A 16,137-nucleotide genomic window follows, 5' to 3' on the forward strand; every position below is an offset into this window, starting at 1 on the left:
ACACGAGGGTTTTAAAGCTTTTCATTATTTTTCCTCACATGTTATGGCGAGTCATTTCGCCAGGGGTAATGGCCATGATCGAGAGGTCACGGTGAATCTGCAGAACTTCCCTTTCCAGCCAAATTTCAATTCAATTACCACTACAACGTCCAACTGTTACTCAACCACTTTGAAGCTCGGCGGCATCTTGATCGACACCGTCTTGATCTTGCAGTCTTCGCCAATAGGCACATTCGACGCTTCCAGCTTGCCGGTGGCGTTATCCCAAGTTCCATCTGCGGTAGAGGGGCCGCACTTGCCGCCCAGGCCAAAGGCATGCACATCGACGGCGATCTTCGACATCGAGCCGCTCTTGGTATCTTTAGCCACTAATACCCAAGGCAAGTTGATGGCTTCGACCCGGCTGCACTTGAGGCCGCCGTCGAACTCGACTTTGTCGACATTCACCGACGCGCCATCCGCCGCCACCTTGCCGGCAACCTTGATGGTGCAGTCCGCGCTGATCAGCGCGCCCTTGGAAAAGCTGATAGGCCCCTGGGCAGTAAACGCACTGCCGGCAGGTTCGATACGGGCGGCCTGGGCCTGGTGGTAAACGATCAGGCCCAGGGCGGCCAATACAATGTGCGTGGTGAACTTGGCAGGTGTTTGCATGGTGTAGGTCCTTCCCTTGATCTTATTTTTGTTCGGGTCAAACAACGCTCTTGCCACTAAGCCGTACTCGAAACCTGTAAAGCCTGGGCGATAAAAACCTGCGCGATACACAGATCCCGAGTACGCCCTACAACTGACTGCTTTCGTTAGAAGGGTCTGGTGGTGTTGCTGTACTTCTCCAGGTACTTCAAACGCTGTGAAGGTTGAAGATTGGTCAGGGTAATATCCCCGGCGTAATGATTAAGTACCCGGTGATCCATGCGTCGTCGCCACAAGTACGGTACATACGCCCAGACAATCATGCTGGCATAACCGTATGGGAGTTGCGGCGATTCATCAAAATGACGCAGTGACTGATAACTTCTGGTTGGGTTGGCGTGATGGTCGGAGTGCCGCTGCAGTTGGAACAGAAAAATATTGGTGACAATCCGATTACTGTTCCAGGAATGGCGTGGCGAGCAACGTTCATAACGACCGTTGGGCAACTTCTGGCGTTTCAGGCCGTAGTGCTCGACATAGTTCACCACTTCCAGCAGCGAGAAACCGTAGATGCCCTGGATGATCAGGAATGGAATCACTGCCGCGCCCAGCCAGGCAATCATCGCGCCCCACAACACCACGCTGTACATCCAGGCGCTGAGTACGGCGTTCTTCCAGTGCCAGGCCGGCAGGCCGAGTTTGCGCAGGCGTTCACGCTCCAGGTTCCACGCCGAGCGGGCGCTGAACCATACCGAGCGCGGCAGGAAGGCCCAGAAGCTCTCCCCCAACCGCGAACTGGCCGGGTCTTCCGGGGTGGCGACGCGCACGTGGTGGCCACGGTTGTGTTCGGTGTAGAAGTGCCCGTAGAAGGTCGGCGCCAGGGTGATCTTGGCCAGCACGACTTCCAGCAGGCGCGGCTTGTGCCCCAGCTCATGGGCGGTGTTGATGGCGATGCCGGTGGCAGCGCCAGTGGACATTGCCATGCCCAGGTAGGTGAACCAGCTCACCTGGCCATGCAGCTCGGTGCGCGCGGTGATGAACGCGGCGGTTTTCGCCAGCCAGCTCGACGGGTCCAGGGTGGCGGTGGCATGCAACAGGCCGCCATTGATAATCCAGTCGATGCCGCCTGCAGCCAGCCACCCGGTGACTACCAGGGATGAGATGACAAACAGCACGCCGGTGTAGACGATCCAGCGGTAGTAGCTTTGGGATTCGAGGTTGCTGACGGCGGACTCCGGCGGGTTGCTGACGTCTTCACCCAGCAGGCCGTCGATCAGCGGGATCAGGCCGAAGATCACCAGCACACCGACCCACCACAGTTGTTGCACGCCGGTAGTGATGGCCAGGGCGCCAGAGAGTATTGGGGTTGCCAGGGGCATGATGCCGAGCCACCACAGGTGGCGCTTGCCGTCGGTCCAGACGTTCGGGGCAGCCAGGGTCTGATTCATGGCAGCCTCCGCACGAGGCAGGTAGGCAGGGAGCAAAAATCAACACTGGACAGGTACACGGAGCGGTGACTGCCCCGAGAATTCAACCATGCGATAAAAGGCGTTTTTTTCATTATTTTATTCGCTCTTAGGCATTTCAAAAATTGTTTCAAATTAGACATTGAAATAATTTTTTTAAATAAATAGCGCGGAATCGTTAGGTCGTCAACTAGTTTCTTGAACCCTTTTGAACGTGACCGGGCAGTCTCTTTTTCAGCCGTTTGGTCAGGTGTCTAGGGCAAGCATTGACGAGTTCGAACCGCGAGTTCAGTCGCACAATTATTTACTCGCCAACGCAAACGGCGGGTGCAACACCGTGGCGCTTTCCGGCGGCCGGACGCGCTTGGCTATCTGCTCGACCACCGCCGCGACACGCTCGGTGGCCGTGATCGGCAACATATGCCCGCGCCCTTCCACCAGCTGCAGCTTCAGGCCCGGCACCAGGCTGGCCAGGGCCTGCCCGTGTTTGCGAAAATCCAGCACCTTGTCCTGCGCGCCATAGATCAGCCCGATCGGCAACGTCAGCTGTGGGTAGCGCTTGACCATGTCCGGCAGGAAATCGTTGACCAGGTTGATCTCGGTGGAGGCGGCATAGAAGTTCTCGGGCCGCATGCCCAACAAGCCGCCGCCACGGGTGGCGAAGTCTTCCGGGGCCGGGTCGGGGGCAAACACGCCCTTGACCACCGAGCCTTTGGTCAGCAATCCGATCGGCATGGTCAGGGTGTGCGACATAAAGCGTCGCAGCCATCCCGGGCGTATCGCCAACGACATAAACACCAGCGGCAGCAGGCGCTGGGGATGGGTCAGGGGCGCCACCAGGATCAATCCGGACACCGCGTGGGGATGGTCCAGGGCCAGGGCCAGGGAGATCGCCCCGCCGAGGGAATGCCCCAGCACCAGCGGCTTATCCAGGTCCAGCGTCTGGATAAAGCTAGCGACTTGCCGGGCCTGGCCAGGCAGGTCCGCGGCCGTGCCGGCATGCCGGGTGGAATAACCCGACCCCGGACGATCCACGGTGATCACTCGAAAGTGCTCACGCAATCGGGCAGACAAGGCGTACGTCAAGTTGCGACTGCTGCCCATCAGCCCGTGGATCATCACCAGCGGTGGGCCCTTGCCCTCGTCTACATAATGAAAGCGCTCGCCGTTGATCTCCAGAAAGCGCCCGTTGATCGGAACAGCAGCCTCTATACGCCGTGTCATCCGGGCACTGAAGGCCCACAACACTACGCTTAACCCTACACACACACCCGCAGCGACAACCCACTCGACAGCCATAGCTCGGTCCTCTGCATCCCTGAGTTGCTGGCGGCCCGACCGGTATTGGTCAAGGCCTCAGCCATCGTCCACCCTGGACCTTAACTGTGTGCGTACAAGCTCTCGTCCGTCGGATAAGTCGCACATGAGGAACTGGGTCGTAGCCTAGACGATATTTTCAGGTAGATTATTTAAAATCTTTTTTAAAATAAATAATTCAATTTTCCTTTGCAATGGTGTTCTATCTAAAAAGCCAAAACAAAAACAAGGAGCACATCCGATGTCGACACCCGTAAGGCGCCACCGGCCCACGAGGGACAGCCTATGAATGCCCATGACACCATCGACATCGCCATCATCGGTTCCGGATTTGCCGGGCTGTGCATGGCGATCAAACTCAAGGAAGCCGGGTTCCACGACTTCTTTATTGCCGAACAGGCCGATGCTCTCGGCGGCACCTGGCGGGACAACCACTACCCCGGTTGCGCCTGCGACGTGCAATCCCATGTCTATTCGTTTTCCTTTGCGCCCAACCCGGACTGGACCCGGCAATTTGCGCCACAGGCGGAGATTCGCGCCTACCTGGAGCAGTGCGCCCGGCGCTTCGAACTGGCGCCGTTCCTGCGCTTTGGCATGGGCCTGGAGAAGGCGGTATTTGATGAGGCGCAACAGCGCTGGAGCCTGAGCTTCAGCAATGGCCGCCAGGTGAGTGCGCGGGTGCTGGTGTCGGGAATGGGCGGCCTGTCGCGCCCGGCACTGCCGGATATTCCGGGCCTGGACAGCTTCAAGGGCAAGCGCTTCCACTCCCAGCAGTGGGACCACGAGTATTCATTGAAGGGCAAGCGCGTGGCGGTGATTGGCACCGGCGCCAGTGCCATTCAGTTCGTGCCGCAGATTGCGCCGCAGGTGGCCCACCTGGACCTGTTCCAGCGCACCCCGCCGTGGATCATGCCCAAGCCCGACCGGCCGATTTCACGCTTCGAGCGCTGGGCCTTCAAGCACCTGCCGTTCACCCAGCGCCTGGTACGCGGCGCGTTCTATTGGGCACTGGAAGGTCGCGTGGTGGGCTTTGCCCTGCACCCGCGCCTGATGACAATGGTGCAGAAAATCGCCGTGCGCCACCTGCACAAACAAGTGGCCCGCCCTTCCCTGCGCAAGACCCTGACGCCGGACTACACCATCGGCTGCAAGCGCGTGCTGATTTCCAACGACTACTACCCGGCCCTGTCCCGCAGCAATGTGCAGGTGGTAACCGACAACGTGCTGCGCATCGAGGCCGACGGAGTGATCACCGCCGACGGCATCAAGCACCCGGCTGACTGCCTCATCTTCGGCACCGGCTTCCAGGCCACCGATCCGCTGCCCCGCAACTGCATCATCGGGCGCCACGGCATCGACCTGATGGACACCTGGCAAGACGGCGCCCACGCCTACCTGGGCACCACGGTGCCGGGTTATCCGAACCTGTTCCTGATCGTCGGCCCCAACACCGGGCTGGGGCATAACTCGATGATTCTGATGATCGAGGCCCAGGTCACCTACATCCTCGATGCCCTGCAGCAAATGCAGCGTCATCGCATCGCCACGGTGGACGTCAAGCCGGCGGTGGAACTGGCCTACAACGCCAGGCTGCAGGAAAAACTCAACGGCACCATCTGGTCCACCGGCGGCTGCAAGAGCTGGTACCTGGACCCACGCACCGGCAAGAACACCACGCTGTGGCCCGGCTCCACCTGGCGTTTCAAGCAGGTCACCCGGCATTTCGCCCTCAAGGACTACGTCGCCAGCCTGGTGCCGATACCGTCCACCGCGCGCCCGGCCGCAACGCCCCACACCACCGCAGAAGGGAGCCTGTCATGAAGTCATTCAACGGCCGCGTGGCGGCCATTACCGGCGCCGCTTCCGGCATGGGCCGCGCCTTGGCCCTGGCGTTGGCGCGTGAAGGCTGCCACCTGGCGCTGGCGGATAAAAACAGCCAGGGCCTGGAGCAGACCGTCGCACTGATCAAGGCCCAGGTGCTTGCACCGGTGCTGGTCACCTCGCAGGTGCTGGACGTTTCCGAGCGCCAGGCCGTGGAAGACTGGGCCGCCCGTTGCGCCGCCGAACATGGCCAGATCAACCTGATCTTCAACAACGCCGGCGTCGCGCTGTCGAGCACCGTCGAAGGCGTGGACTACACCGACCTGGAATGGATCGTCGGGATCAACTTCTGGGGCGTGGTGTACGGCACCAAGGCCTTTTTGCCGTACCTCAAGGCCAGCGGCGACGGGCATGTAGTCAACACTTCCAGCGTGTTCGGCCTGTTCGCCCAGCCGGGCATGAGCGGCTACAACGCCACCAAGTTCGCCGTGCGTGGTTTTACCGAGTCCTTGCGCCAGGAACTCGACCTGCAGAAAAGCGGGGTCTCGGCCACCTGCGTGCACCCTGGCGGGATCCGCACCGACATCTGTCGCAGCAGCCGGATCGACGCCAACATGACCGGCTTCCTGATCCACAGCGAACAGCAGGCCCGGGCCGACTTCGAAAAGCTGTTCATCACCGACGCCGACCAGGCCGCCAAAGTGATCCTGCAAGGCGTACGCAAAAACAAACGTCGCGTGCTGATTGGCCGCGACGCCTATTTTCTGGACCTGCTCGCCCGCTGCCTGCCTGCCGCCTATCAAGCGCTGGTGGTGTTGGCCAGCAAACGCATGGCGCCCAAGCAACGCAATGCGCCCTCGCCCATCCTTGAAACCAACGAAGAGCACCGTCTCTGAACTGGAGTACCGACCATGCTGCCGATTCGCCGCGACCTCCGTTTTGCCCTGCCGGCCGAACGCATCAAGGACTGGCATGAACAAGGCCCGTTCATTACCCACTTTTTCAACGCACTGTCGTTGCTGTTTCCCCAGGGCGAACTGTTCTTCATGGACAGCGTGCGTCACTACCGCCAGCGCATCGAAGACCCGGAGCTGAAGAAAGAAATCCAGGGTTTCATCGGCCAGGAAGCCATGCACAGCCGCGAGCACGTGGCCTACAACGACCTGCTGCAAGCCGCAGGGCTGCCGGCGAGTACCCTCGACCGTCGGCTGAAGATGATCCTCGACGCGCAAAAGAAATACCTGCCCGCCTCCTTCAACCTGGCGGTGACCATTGCCCTGGAGCACTACACCGCGATGCTCGCGGAAATCCTCCTCAGCGACCCGTCGCGGTTCGGGGATTCGGTCAAGGGTTACCAGCAGATGTGGTATTGGCATGCCCTGGAAGAAACCGAGCACAAGGCGGTGGCGTTTGATGTGTGGAACAGCGTGATCAAGCCCGGGCCCAAGCGTTATCTGCTGCGCACTTCCACCATGCTCATCACCACGGCGCTGTTCTGGCTGACGATCCTGGACTTTCACCTGCGCCTGTTGTTTGCCGACCGGCGTTCGGGCGGGCATTTGAAGGGCTTCTGGCGGATGCTCAAGTTTCTGTACGGGCCCAAGGGCGTGTTCCCGCGCATGGCGCTGCCCTGGTTGCATTACTTCAAGCCCGGGTTCCATCCCTGGGACCACGACAACCGGGCACGCCTGGCGGGTATTGACCGCCTGGTGGAGGAGATCGAGCAGGCCCATAAAGGTTATGGGCCCGCCTGAGTCCGCTTAGCGCTGGGTCGGGATCCGAATATCACCATCCCGGCACTGGCTCTTGACGCTGCGCGGGCAGCCGGCAAACGCCAGGTCCTTGGTCAGGCACACCCGCACCTCGGTCAGCACGGCACCCTTGCAGATCACCGCAAGGCTATGGTTGCCCATGGCCGGGTTGCTCTCGCGAAACAGCGCTTCGATATCCCGCGCGCCTAGGCCGCTTCGGACATTGAAGGGCTCAAGCTGCTGCGGAATCTTGACCACGCTCAGCGCTGCATCGGTCTTGTCCAGGTAAGCCGAAGCCTCAAGGCCGCTGCAGGTGCCGTGCTTGGCCCATTCATGCCTGAGCAGTTTGGGCGACGGGAACAGCGTCCTGCCCCGGGCGAAGTCTGCATCCGACAAGCGCGACTGCGGCTCACACGACGCCGGCCAGCCGCCCTTCGCGTACTGCGGCCACAGCCCATGCAGGACAAACCCGTAGCCCTTGCCCGAACACTGCTGGTCGTCCGGGTGCGTCAGGCAGAAGGTCGGCGACCAGGACAGCGACAACACATAAAAGTCAAACTCCCCGGCCTGCCCCTGGGCCCGTGGCGCTGCTGTCGCGGCCCCGGCCAACGCCAGGCAAAGCACAATCCAGGCTGCTTTCATTTTCATCCGTTCATTCCTTAAAAAGACAAAATCAAAGCACCGCTAAACCGCCAGGTTGGGGTTACGTTGTAGCACCCGGTCCATGACCCGGTCGGTCTTCAACGCCTCGATCGCCAGTGCCGGGTGTTTGCTCTCGCCGCGAATATGCGCATTCATCCCCAGCACGTGATGCCACTGGATATGTGCATGGTTGGGCACCTCCAGCACCTCGCTGGTCTCGCCCTCAAGCCGCAACGGCGCCTCATCGAACACCGAAAACGTGATGCGGCCCTTGCTGCCGATCATCTCTACCCGGTCTTCGCGCCGGTCGGCGACAAAGTTCCAGCAGCCCATGCCCAGCGCGCCCGAGGCGAAGGTCCAGCAGGCGGTGACGGCATCTTCGGCGGCATAGCGCCCGGCCTGGCGCGCGGTAAACCCGGCCACATCGACGATATCCCCGACCAGGTACTGGAACAGGTCAAAACCGTGGCTGGCCAGGTCGGCAAAATACCCGCCGCCGGCAATCGCCGGGTCGGTGCGCCAGTTGGCACTGCTGGCATCGTCTTCCGAAGGCGGCTTGCACAGGGTCCAGGTCAGGTGACGCAATTCGCCGATGCGCCCGTCCTGCAGCCAGTCCCGCACCTGCTGGAAGCGTGGCAGGGAACGCCGGTAATAGGAGACAAACAGGTGCAGCCCGGCCTGTTCGAAGGTGCGCTGCATCAGCGCGCTTTGCTCGGCATTCAGGGACATGGGCTTCTCGACGCAGCAATGCTTGCCGGCAGCGGCCACCATCAGGCTGTATTCGAGGTGGCTGTCGGGCGGTGTGGCGATGTAGACCGCGTCTACTTCCGGGTCGTCGATCAGCGCCTGGGCGTCAGTGTAGAAACGGGCAATGCCGTGGCGTGCCGCATAATCGCGCACGGCCTCCTCGCGCCGCCCCATCACGGCCACCAGCGCAGAACCTGGCGCTTTGTAGAAGGCGGGTCCACTCTTGAGTTCAGTGACATCGCCACAGCCGATCATGCCCCAGCGTACGGTGTTCATCTGCATCTCCTTCAGGTGAGTTTTTTTCGATGGGGCAGTATCGGTGTTTTCCGGCCCCCTCTCCACCCTGCCGGATAAAGACTGAGCATGACAATTGCATTACACTTTTATGACAATCATCCAGCTGCGGGGGCACAGACGATGAAAATAAGGGCCACGGTGATTTGCGAGCACGACGGGCACATCCTGTTCGTGCGTAAAGCCCGATCGAAATGGGCATTGCCCGGCGGCAAGGTCGAGCGCGATGAGCGGCCAGTGGGCGCGGCCGCGCGGGAGCTGGAAGAGGAAACCGGGCTGAACGTGGACAGTTTGCTGTTATTGCAGGAGCTGAAGGCCAGCGACACCCTGCACCATGTGTTCGAGGCGTCGGTGGTGAATATCGACGAAGCCCGGCCGCTGAGCGAAATCAAGGAATGCCAGTGGCATCCCTACACACGCCTGGAAGACCTGGATACCACCCAGGCCACTCAGCAAATCGTCAAATCCTTCCTGCGCCGCCTCTAGTCGGGAACGAACGGCAGCGCACGCTTGTGAGCCGTCTTGAGGTAGGCGCTCTCGACAATCGCCCTCACCCGCTCACTCACTGCCTCGCCCATCAGGTAGCGGTCGATCTCGTCATAGCTACAGCCATACGCCAACTCATCCGGCTTGCCCGGTGCCAGTTCTTCCAGGTCGGCAGTCGGTGCCTTAGCCACCAACTGCCGTGGCCCGCCAAGGGCGCTGGCCAGCAGGCGCACCTGGGTCTTGGTCAGCCCTGAGAGCGGCGCCAGGTCGCAGGCGCCGTCACCGAACTTGGTAAAAAATCCCATCAGCGCCTCCGCGCCATGGTCGGTGCCCACCACCAGGCCGTTGTGCAGGTTCGCCACGGCGTACTGCGCCATCATCCGCGCCCGGGCCTTGACGTTGCCCTTGATAAAGTCGATGCGTTCGGCGCTGGCTTGCGCGGCAGACAGGCTGCCCATCAGCCCGTCGACGCAGGCGGCGATGTTCAGCGTCTCGATCCGGTCCGGTGCGATAAAGTCCAGGGAAGCCTGGGCGTCGCGCTCGTCCGCCTGGGTTTTATAGGGCAGGCGCATGGCAATAAATCGCGCCTCGTAGTCTTCGTTGCGCAGTTGTTCCACTGCCAGTTGGCACAGCCGCCCGGCGGTCAGTGAGTCGACACCGCCACTGATGCCCAGCACCAGCGCATGGAAGCCGGACTGGCGCAAGGTGCCCTTGATGAAGTCGATGCGCCGTTGCAGCTCAGCGCCCTCGCCTCCCTTGCCGAGCAGCCGGTTGATCTTCAGTTCTTGTGCGATACGTGCCTGAGTGTCCATGTCACACCCCCAGTTGCGGATTGACGTTGCCGACGTTGAACACCTGCGCCGCATACTGCAGGAACGAGGCGTCTTCGCAGACGTTCTTGATCGGGTCATCGGAGAATTTCACCACCGGCTCACCGTGCACCCGCACCAGTTTCATCACGATGCTCAGCGGCTCCACTCCGTCGACATCACAGGCCAGGCTGGTGCCCATGCCAAAGCCGAACTTGGCCTTGCCCCGCACGTGCCGCAGGATCGGCAGGCATTTCTCGAAATTCAGGCCATCGGAGAACATCAGGTCCTTGGTCATCGGGTCGATGCCCAGCTCCTTGTAGCGGGCCAACACCTTGTCGGCCCAGACGATCGGGTCACCGGAGTCCTGGCGCAAACCGTCGTACAGCTTGGCAAAGTACAGGTCGAAATCCTTGAGGAAAAAGTCGGTGCTGATGCAGTCGGTCAGGGCGATACCCAAGCGCCCACGGTATTCGCGCACCCAGTTTTCCAGCGCCGCATTCTGGCTTTCCCGCAGCCGCCCCAGTTGCTGGTGCACCATCAGCCACTGGTGGGCCATGGTGCCGATCAGCGGCAGGTCGAATTCGTAGGCCAGGTGCGCATTGCTGGTGCCGATGAACTGGCCGGGAAAGTCGCGGCGCATGATGTCGACCACTTCACGCTGGGCCTTGAACGACAACCGCCGGCGGGTGGAGAAGTCCGAGACACGCAGGTCGGCCAGTTCGTCGCGGGTGAGGTTTTTCTCCAGCCAGTCGAATTTCTGGTAGAGCTTGCGGGTGACGTCTTCGAGGCTGACGTCGGGGTATTTGTCGCGGTTGCGCAGCTCGCTGACCAGGGCCAATACCGGCTGTTCGAACATGATGCAGTGCAGCATCGGGCCGACCACGCGGACGTTCAGTTGGCCGTCGATTTCACTGACGTGGATATAGCGCAGGTTGAAGCGGAACAGCCCCAGGAAGCGCTCGAAATCCGGGGTCAAGTACTCACGGCGCTGGTTGAACAGAAAGCGCAGCTCGCCTTCGCGCATGCTGAGGCCGGCGAGTTTTTCCAGCTCCACCCGCAGCTCGGGAATCAGGTGCCCCAGTTTCTCTCTGGAGCGGACGATGAACTGGTATTCCACATCGACATTCGGGTGCTGGTGCAACACGGCCTGCATCATGGTGAAGGTGTAGTAGTCGGTGTCCAGCAGGCCCTGGATCACAGCGTTTTCGTAGTCGTATGCACTTTCCATGAGGTACTCCTTAACGCGCGGCCATCGCGGCCAGTTCTTCCCGATTGCGGGTAATTACAACGCCTGCTTGTTGCAGATGGCTGACCGCCTGCACACCGCCCTCCTCCCTGATGCCACGGCATGCCGGCAGGTGCAGGATCACCTCGAAACCGGCCTTGAGCAGTTGCAAGGCGGTGGTCTTGACGCAGTAGTCCAGGGCCAGGCCGCCGACAATCACACGCTGGATGCCCTGGGCATTGAGGTATTCGATAACGCCGGTGGAGAGTTTGTCGTGGAGGTCGTGGTAGCAGGCGCCGTAGGGATGCAGGTCGGGTTCGACGCCCTTCCAGATGAAGTAGTCGTAGTCATAGGGCGTGGGCAATTCGTCCAACAGGGTGAAACCTTCGGTGCCGGGCACACAGTGGGCGACCCAGGTGACATCGGCATGTACCAGCCCGGTGGGTTGCAGCATCTCGCTGTGCTGTTGCACCACCCAGGGCGCGTGCGGGGTATGGGCGTCCTTGCTGCCGACACGGCGCGCGGCGAGGCTGGCCATGTAATTGAGCTCGGCGCCGATCTGGTCACCGCCAGCGACCGGCAATTCGTTGGGGCACAGCGGTGTGAAGCTCTTCTGGGCGTCAACGTCGAATGAGGCGATAGCGTTCTTAGAGACGGTCATGGTCGTGTTCTCCTGTGGCCTGGATATAAAAGTACACGTCATGTACTTTCATGGCAAGAAACATTTTGTTATCTATCCTGGATCAAGTACACGACATACCCGTTTGATCCGTTAGACTGTGCCCCACCGCTGCCCACAGGACCCGACATGCCAGACCACGCCCCAACCCTTAGCGCCTACCTGCACACCGTGGACTTGTGCGTGCTGTTCTATTGCCGTGCATCCGGGGAACTGAAGATATTGCTCAACCAGCGCGACGCCGAGCCCTTCGCCGGGCACTGGGCCTTGCCCGGTGTAGTGGTGAATGGCGGCGTGCAAGATCTGAGCCTGCAGGATGCCGTGGAGCGGTTGCGGGCCAGTGACAAGGTTGGGTTGCCGCTGGCCTGGTATGAGCAAGTGGGGACGGTGGGCGATGCGTTTCGCGATCCGCGCTGCTGGTCGTCGTCGACCTATTACCTGGCGATCGTGGCTGATGAGGTGGAGCTGGGGGGGCATCAAAAGTGGTGCTCTGTTGATGCCGTGGCGACTGGCGGGGTCAAGCTGCCCTTCGATCACAACGCGATTGTGGCAGCGGTACAGGAAAGGCTGTTTTCCAAGTCGCTGTACAGCAGCTTGCCATTGATGTTTTTGGGCAATGAGTTCAGTGCGCCGGAGGCGACTACGATCTTTTCGCTGGTATTGGCGCGGCCGGTGCTGAAGACCAGTATTCGCCAGCGGTTGCTGAAGTTGACCGAGGCCGGTTTTTTGCGGGAGACGGGGCGCAAGAAGCATGGCGAGGGCGGACGGCCGCAGGCGACAGTGGAGAATCTGAAGCCTGGGGCGGTGTACTTCTTTGATCGCAGCTTTGCCGAATAAGACCAAGCCCCCTTCCCAGGACAATGAAGATCAACTGTGGGAGCGGGCTTGCTCGCGAATGCGGAGTGTCAGTCGCCGGATAGATTGACTGATACACCGCTTTCGCGAGCAAGCCCGCTCCCACATTTTTTGATCCCCGGTGGCTCAAGGAGCTGCGTCCCGCTCAATTCATCCAGTTGCCGCCGTCGACGTTGTAGGTCTGGGCAACCACGTAGTCGGCTTCTTTGGACGCGAGGAAAACCGCCATTCCGGTCAAATCCTCGGCAGTCCCCATCCGCCCAAACGGTACCTCTGCTCCTACGCGCTTTTTCTTCTCGCCCAGCGGCAGCCCTTCGTGCTTGGCAAACATCGCGTCCACCCCGTCCCAATGTTCGCCGTCCACCACTCCCGGCGCGATGGCGTTCACGTTGATGCCCTGCTTGATCAGATTCAGCCCCGCCGATTGCGTGAGGCTGATCACCGCCGCCTTGGTCGCGCAGTACACCGCCACCAGAGGCTCACCCCGGCGCCCGGCCTGGCTGGCCATGTTGATGATCTTGCCGCCATGCCCCTGCTTGATCATCTGCCGGGCCGCCGCCTGCAAGGTGAACAAGGTACCGGCGACGTTGATCGAGAACAGCCGGTCGAAGCTCTCGCGGGTGATGTCGGTGATGGGCGCCAGGTCGAACAAGGCGGCGTTGTTGATCAGGATGTCGAGCTTGCCGGCCTGCGCCACCACGGCGGCAATCGCGGCATCGATGGACGCCTGGTCGGTGACATCCATCGCCACCGCGTAGGCTTTCGGGCCCAGCTCCGTGGCGGTGGCCCGCGCCCGCTCCAGGTTGATGTCGGCGATGGCGACGGTCGCGCCTTCGTTGATGTAGGCCTGGGCAAACGCCCGGCCAATGCCCCGCGCGCTGCCGGTGACCAGCGCACTTTTACCTTCCAGTCGATTCATCAATGCAGTGTCCCTGAGGTGATTATTTCGGGTAGCCGGCGCGTTTCATTTCACGCTCGGTGGTGGACTGCGCCTCGGCCAGTGCCTTGTCGACCGTCATGCCGCCGGTGAGCGCTGCCGAAAACAGCTTGCCCACCGAGGTGCCGATGGCCTGGAACTCGGGGATCGTCACGTATTGGATGCCCACGTACGGCACGGGTTTGGCCGACGGGTGCGCGGGGTCGGCGTGTTGCATCATCTGCAAGGTCACCTTGGCGAACGGCGCCGCGGCCAGGTACGCCGCGTTGTAGGTGGACTGGCGCGTGCCCGGCGGTACGTTGGTGATGCCGTCCTTATCCGCTACCAGCTGGATGTATTCCTTGGAGGTGGCCCAGGTGATAAAGGCTCTGGCGGCGTCCTTGTGCTTGGAGGTGGCCGGGATTGCCAGGGACCAGGCGTACAGCCACGACGAACCCTTGTCGGTGACCTCGGTGGGTGCGGCGGCAAATCCCACGCTGTCGGCGACTTTGCTTTGGGTTTTGTCGGTGGTGAACGAGCCGGCAACGCTGGCGTCGACCCAGATCGCGCATTTGCCGCTGTTGAACAGCGCCAGGGTTTCGTTGAAACCGTTGCTGGAGACGCCCGGCGGGCCATAGTTTTTCAGGGTGTTGACGTAGAAGTTCGCCGCCGCCGTCCACTCGGGACTGGTCAGCTCGGGTTTCCATTGCTCGTCGAACCAGCGTGCACCAAAGGCGTTGGCCATGGTGCTCAGCAACGCGATGTTTTCACCCCAGCCGGCCTTGCCCCGCAGGCACATGCCGTATTGGTCCTTGGCGGGCTGGTTGAGCTTGGCGGCGAACTCGCCCAGTTGGGTCCAGGTCGGATGCTCGGGCATCGCCAGGCCGGCCTGCTTGAACAGGTCGGTGCGGTAATAGGTGACGGTGCTTTCGCCATAGAACGGCAACGCGTAGAGGGTGTTGTTCACCGACAGGCCCTGGCGTACCGCGGGGAAGATGTCTTCCACGTCGTAGTCGGCGGGCAGCGGCGTGATCGGTTCCAGCCAGTGCTTGGCGCCCCACAACGGGGTTTCGTAGGTGCCGATGGTCAGTACGTCGAATTGGCCGCCCTGGGTCGCGATGTCGGTGGTGAGGCGTTGGCGCAGGACGTTTTCTTCGAGCACCACCCAGTTTAGTTTCACCTCGGGGTGCTGCTGTTCGAACACCTTGGACAGGCGCTGCATGCGGATCATGTCGCTGTTGTTGACCGTGGCGATGGTCACGGTTTCGGCCGCGTGACTGGCCATCGCCAGAGTGAGGCCGGAGAGCAGGAACAGCGCTTTCGGAATCTTGAGCATGGCGGTTTCCACTTATTGTTTTTGTTGTTGACGGCCCGATTACAGCAGCTTGCCCAAGGCCGGACAAACGACTGGCGGATGCCCGGCTGATACTTTTTTAACCGCATCGCCAAGATCAAAAAAGTATCAGTGGCGGGCAAAACCCGGGGTAGCGGCTACTTGGACAAAGGGCGTATTTTGGTGCCATTCCAAAAAGCCCAGAAGGGCCAATCCCATGCCTGCAAGCCGATCCGCCCTTTTCGAGCAGCGCCCCGCCGAGCTGGAAGTGATTCTGGCCGAGCCCGAGCATGGCTTTCGCTGGTACGAACATGACTATCCGTTCGAGCTGGCCCGCTGGAACCATCACCCCGAATTTGAAATCCACCTGATCCGCCAGGGCAGCGGCAAGCTCGTGGCGGGCGACTATATCGGTGCGTTTGGCGCCGGCCATGTCGCACTGATCGGCCCCGACCTGCCCCACGACTGGATCGGCGACCTGGCCCCCGGCGAGTACCTGACGGGGCGCGATGTGGTGTTGCAGTTCGACGGCGCCGCACTGCTGGCCCTGCGCACCACGCTGCCCGAGCTGGGCGACCTGCAAGGCCTGTTTGACCGGGCCCGGCGCGGCCTGGAATTCACCGGTGAAACCGCCCTGAAGGCTGCGCACCTGCTGGAGTCCATCGGCCCCGCCGAGGGCCTGGCGCGCCTGATTCTGTTCATCCAGTTACTGCATACCTTGGGGCAGGCACCCTCCGGGGAAGCCCATTGCCTGGCCAGTGCCTGCTACACGCCAAGCCTGGATGCGCGCAGCTCGGAGCGTATCCACAAAGCCTTCGAATACCTGATGACGGAATTGACCGGCGACCTGCGGCTGTCGGTGATCGCCCAACGGCTGGACATGAGCGAACCGGGCTTCTCGCGTTTTTTCAAGCGCGTCACCGGTCACGGCTTTATCGACCTGATGCGCAAGTTCCGGGTGCAGCGCGCCTGCCGCCTGTTGCTGCAAAGCGAGATGTCAGTGGCCGATATCTGCTTTGAAGTGGGTTACGCCAACCTCTCCAACTTCAACCGGCACTTTCGCATCGAGATGAACCAGACGCCCAGCGAATATCGCCGGGAAACCGCGATGTACCTGTTTAACCGCAATGGCGATCAGGCGCTGCCGTTTACCAAGGCGCATT

16 protein-coding genes are annotated in these 16,137 nt (G+C 61.2%); 6 read left to right on the forward strand and 10 right to left on the reverse strand.

The genetic code is table 11. From position 1 onward, the window contains the following. Window positions 1-156: 156 nt before the first annotated feature. The 3 genes from praA to JV201_RS16735 all read right to left on the reverse strand — a co-directional run bounded on the left by praA (window position 157) and on the right by JV201_RS16735 (window position 3,395). A complete protein-coding gene (praA, locus tag JV201_RS16725; RefSeq protein WP_219405744.1) occupies window positions 157-651 on the reverse strand; it encodes an alkane oxidation protein activator PraA in 495 nt (164 codons plus the stop codon). A gap of 146 nt (window positions 652-797) precedes the next feature. Beyond that, window positions 798-2,078, reverse strand: coding sequence for an alkane 1-monooxygenase (locus tag JV201_RS16730; RefSeq protein WP_102369301.1), 1,281 nt, complete (start codon window positions 2,076-2,078; stop codon window positions 798-800). 318 nt (window positions 2,079-2,396) lie between these two features. Beyond that, window positions 2,397-3,395, reverse strand: coding sequence for an alpha/beta fold hydrolase (locus tag JV201_RS16735; RefSeq protein WP_219405745.1), 999 nt, complete (start codon window positions 3,393-3,395; stop codon window positions 2,397-2,399). 303 nt (window positions 3,396-3,698) lie between these two features. Here JV201_RS16735 and JV201_RS16740 point away from each other — a divergent pair, with 303 nt between their 5' ends. Genes JV201_RS16740 through JV201_RS16750 form a run of 3 tightly spaced genes read left to right on the forward strand, consistent with a single transcriptional unit; the run spans window position 3,699 to window position 6,988 of the window. Next, window positions 3,699-5,234 carry an NAD(P)/FAD-dependent oxidoreductase gene (locus JV201_RS16740; RefSeq protein ID WP_177069046.1) on the forward strand — a complete coding sequence of 512 codons (1,536 nt, stop codon included), beginning with the start codon at window positions 3,699-3,701 and terminating at the stop codon, window positions 5,232-5,234. Beyond that, window positions 5,231-6,130, forward strand: a complete 900-nt coding sequence (locus JV201_RS16745) for an SDR family oxidoreductase (protein ID WP_177050060.1) — start codon at window positions 5,231-5,233, stop codon at window positions 6,128-6,130. Before JV201_RS16740 ends, JV201_RS16745 begins: the two co-directional genes overlap by 4 nt. Before the next feature lie 15 nt (window positions 6,131-6,145). After that, on the forward strand, window positions 6,146-6,988 hold the full coding sequence (locus JV201_RS16750) for a metal-dependent hydrolase (protein ID WP_219405746.1): 843 nt from the start codon (window positions 6,146-6,148) through the stop codon (window positions 6,986-6,988). Window positions 6,989-6,994: 6 nt separating this feature from the next. Here JV201_RS16750 and JV201_RS16755 read toward each other — a convergent pair whose 3' ends face one another. Next, window positions 6,995-7,633 (reverse strand): ribonuclease, encoded by a 639-nt coding sequence (locus JV201_RS16755; protein ID WP_374707349.1) that lies wholly within the window; start codon window positions 7,631-7,633, stop codon window positions 6,995-6,997. Window positions 7,634-7,669: 36 nt separating this feature from the next. Further along, window positions 7,670-8,650: a Gfo/Idh/MocA family protein gene (locus tag JV201_RS16760; protein ID WP_134326837.1), complete on the reverse strand. Its 981-nt coding sequence runs from the start codon at window positions 8,648-8,650 to the stop codon at window positions 7,670-7,672. A gap of 141 nt (window positions 8,651-8,791) precedes the next feature. Between JV201_RS16760 and JV201_RS16765 the strand changes: the two genes are divergently transcribed. Further along, window positions 8,792-9,154: an NUDIX hydrolase gene (locus tag JV201_RS16765; RefSeq protein WP_219407194.1), complete on the forward strand. Its 363-nt coding sequence runs from the start codon at window positions 8,792-8,794 to the stop codon at window positions 9,152-9,154. On the opposite strand, the gene nadE is transcribed toward JV201_RS16765, so the two are convergent. The 3 genes from nadE to JV201_RS16780 are packed head-to-tail and all read right to left on the reverse strand — an operon-like array spanning window position 9,151 to window position 11,852. Continuing rightward, complete coding sequence (gene nadE, locus JV201_RS16770) at window positions 9,151-9,966, reverse strand: ammonia-dependent NAD(+) synthetase (protein ID WP_219405747.1); 816 nt, start codon at window positions 9,964-9,966, stop codon at window positions 9,151-9,153. The two genes, JV201_RS16765 and nadE, sit on opposite strands and share 4 nt — an antisense overlap. Window position 9,967: 1 nt before the next feature. Beyond that, complete coding sequence (gene pncB / locus JV201_RS16775; protein ID WP_003208126.1) at window positions 9,968-11,194, reverse strand: nicotinate phosphoribosyltransferase; 1,227 nt, start codon at window positions 11,192-11,194, stop codon at window positions 9,968-9,970. 10 nt (window positions 11,195-11,204) lie between these two features. After that, window positions 11,205-11,852 carry a nicotinamidase gene (locus JV201_RS16780; RefSeq protein WP_219405748.1) on the reverse strand — a complete coding sequence of 216 codons (648 nt, stop codon included), beginning with the start codon at window positions 11,850-11,852 and terminating at the stop codon, window positions 11,205-11,207. A 147-nt stretch (window positions 11,853-11,999) separates the two neighbouring features. Here JV201_RS16780 and JV201_RS16785 point away from each other — a divergent pair, with 147 nt between their 5' ends. After that, window positions 12,000-12,707, forward strand: a complete 708-nt coding sequence (locus JV201_RS16785; RefSeq protein ID WP_008437074.1) for an NUDIX hydrolase — start codon at window positions 12,000-12,002, stop codon at window positions 12,705-12,707. Between the two features lie 163 nt (window positions 12,708-12,870). Here the strand turns inward: JV201_RS16785 and JV201_RS16790 are convergent, their stop codons facing one another. Together JV201_RS16790 and JV201_RS16795 are read right to left on the reverse strand one after the other, a co-directional pair. Then, on the reverse strand, window positions 12,871-13,644 hold the full coding sequence (locus tag JV201_RS16790; protein WP_008437073.1) for an L-iditol 2-dehydrogenase: 774 nt from the start codon (window positions 13,642-13,644) through the stop codon (window positions 12,871-12,873). Between the two features lie 22 nt (window positions 13,645-13,666). Next, window positions 13,667-14,926, reverse strand: a complete 1,260-nt coding sequence (locus JV201_RS16795; protein ID WP_374707369.1) for a sugar ABC transporter substrate-binding protein — start codon at window positions 14,924-14,926, stop codon at window positions 13,667-13,669. Between the two features lie 265 nt (window positions 14,927-15,191). Here JV201_RS16795 and JV201_RS16800 point away from each other — a divergent pair. Then, window positions 15,192-16,137, forward strand: a 946-nt coding sequence (locus tag JV201_RS16800) for an AraC family transcriptional regulator (protein ID WP_177047422.1), incomplete at its 3' end; no start/stop codon positions are given.

It is taken from the genome of Pseudomonas sp. Colony2 (genome assembly GCF_019382755.1).
Classification (GTDB): domain Bacteria; phylum Pseudomonadota; class Gammaproteobacteria; order Pseudomonadales; family Pseudomonadaceae; genus Aquipseudomonas.

What these genes read in the sequence shown, in the direction of transcription:
- JV201_RS16755 (WP_374707349.1), bottom strand. Translation starts at nt 7,633, where the DNA reads ATGAAAATGAAAGCAGCCTGGATTGTGCTTTGCCTGGCGTTGGCCGGG.
- JV201_RS16730 (WP_102369301.1), bottom strand. Translation starts at nt 2,078, where the DNA reads ATGAATCAGACCCTGGCTGCCCCGAACGTCTGGACCGACGGCAAGCGC.
- JV201_RS16790 (WP_008437073.1), bottom strand. Translation starts at nt 13,644, where the DNA reads ATGAATCGACTGGAAGGTAAAAGTGCGCTGGTCACCGGCAGCGCGCGG.
- JV201_RS16740 (WP_177069046.1), top strand. Translation starts at nt 3,699, where the DNA reads ATGAATGCCCATGACACCATCGACATCGCCATCATCGGTTCCGGATTT.
- nadE (WP_219405747.1), bottom strand. Translation starts at nt 9,966, where the DNA reads ATGGACACTCAGGCACGTATCGCACAAGAACTGAAGATCAACCGGCTG.
- JV201_RS16735 (WP_219405745.1), bottom strand. Translation starts at nt 3,395, where the DNA reads ATGGCTGTCGAGTGGGTTGTCGCTGCGGGTGTGTGTGTAGGGTTAAGC.
- praA (WP_219405744.1), bottom strand. Translation starts at nt 651, where the DNA reads ATGCAAACACCTGCCAAGTTCACCACGCACATTGTATTGGCCGCCCTG.
- JV201_RS16745 (WP_177050060.1), top strand. Translation starts at nt 5,231, where the DNA reads ATGAAGTCATTCAACGGCCGCGTGGCGGCCATTACCGGCGCCGCTTCC.
- JV201_RS16785 (WP_008437074.1), top strand. Translation starts at nt 12,000, where the DNA reads ATGCCAGACCACGCCCCAACCCTTAGCGCCTACCTGCACACCGTGGAC.
- JV201_RS16760 (WP_134326837.1), bottom strand. Translation starts at nt 8,650, where the DNA reads ATGAACACCGTACGCTGGGGCATGATCGGCTGTGGCGATGTCACTGAA.
- JV201_RS16795 (WP_374707369.1), bottom strand. Translation starts at nt 14,926, where the DNA reads ATGGCCAGTCACGCGGCCGAAACCGTGACCATCGCCACGGTCAACAAC.
- JV201_RS16765 (WP_219407194.1), top strand. Translation starts at nt 8,792, where the DNA reads ATGAAAATAAGGGCCACGGTGATTTGCGAGCACGACGGGCACATCCTG.
- JV201_RS16780 (WP_219405748.1), bottom strand. Translation starts at nt 11,852, where the DNA reads ATGACCGTCTCTAAGAACGCTATCGCCTCATTCGACGTTGACGCCCAG.
- JV201_RS16750 (WP_219405746.1), top strand. Translation starts at nt 6,146, where the DNA reads ATGCTGCCGATTCGCCGCGACCTCCGTTTTGCCCTGCCGGCCGAACGC.
- pncB (WP_003208126.1), bottom strand. Translation starts at nt 11,194, where the DNA reads ATGGAAAGTGCATACGACTACGAAAACGCTGTGATCCAGGGCCTGCTG.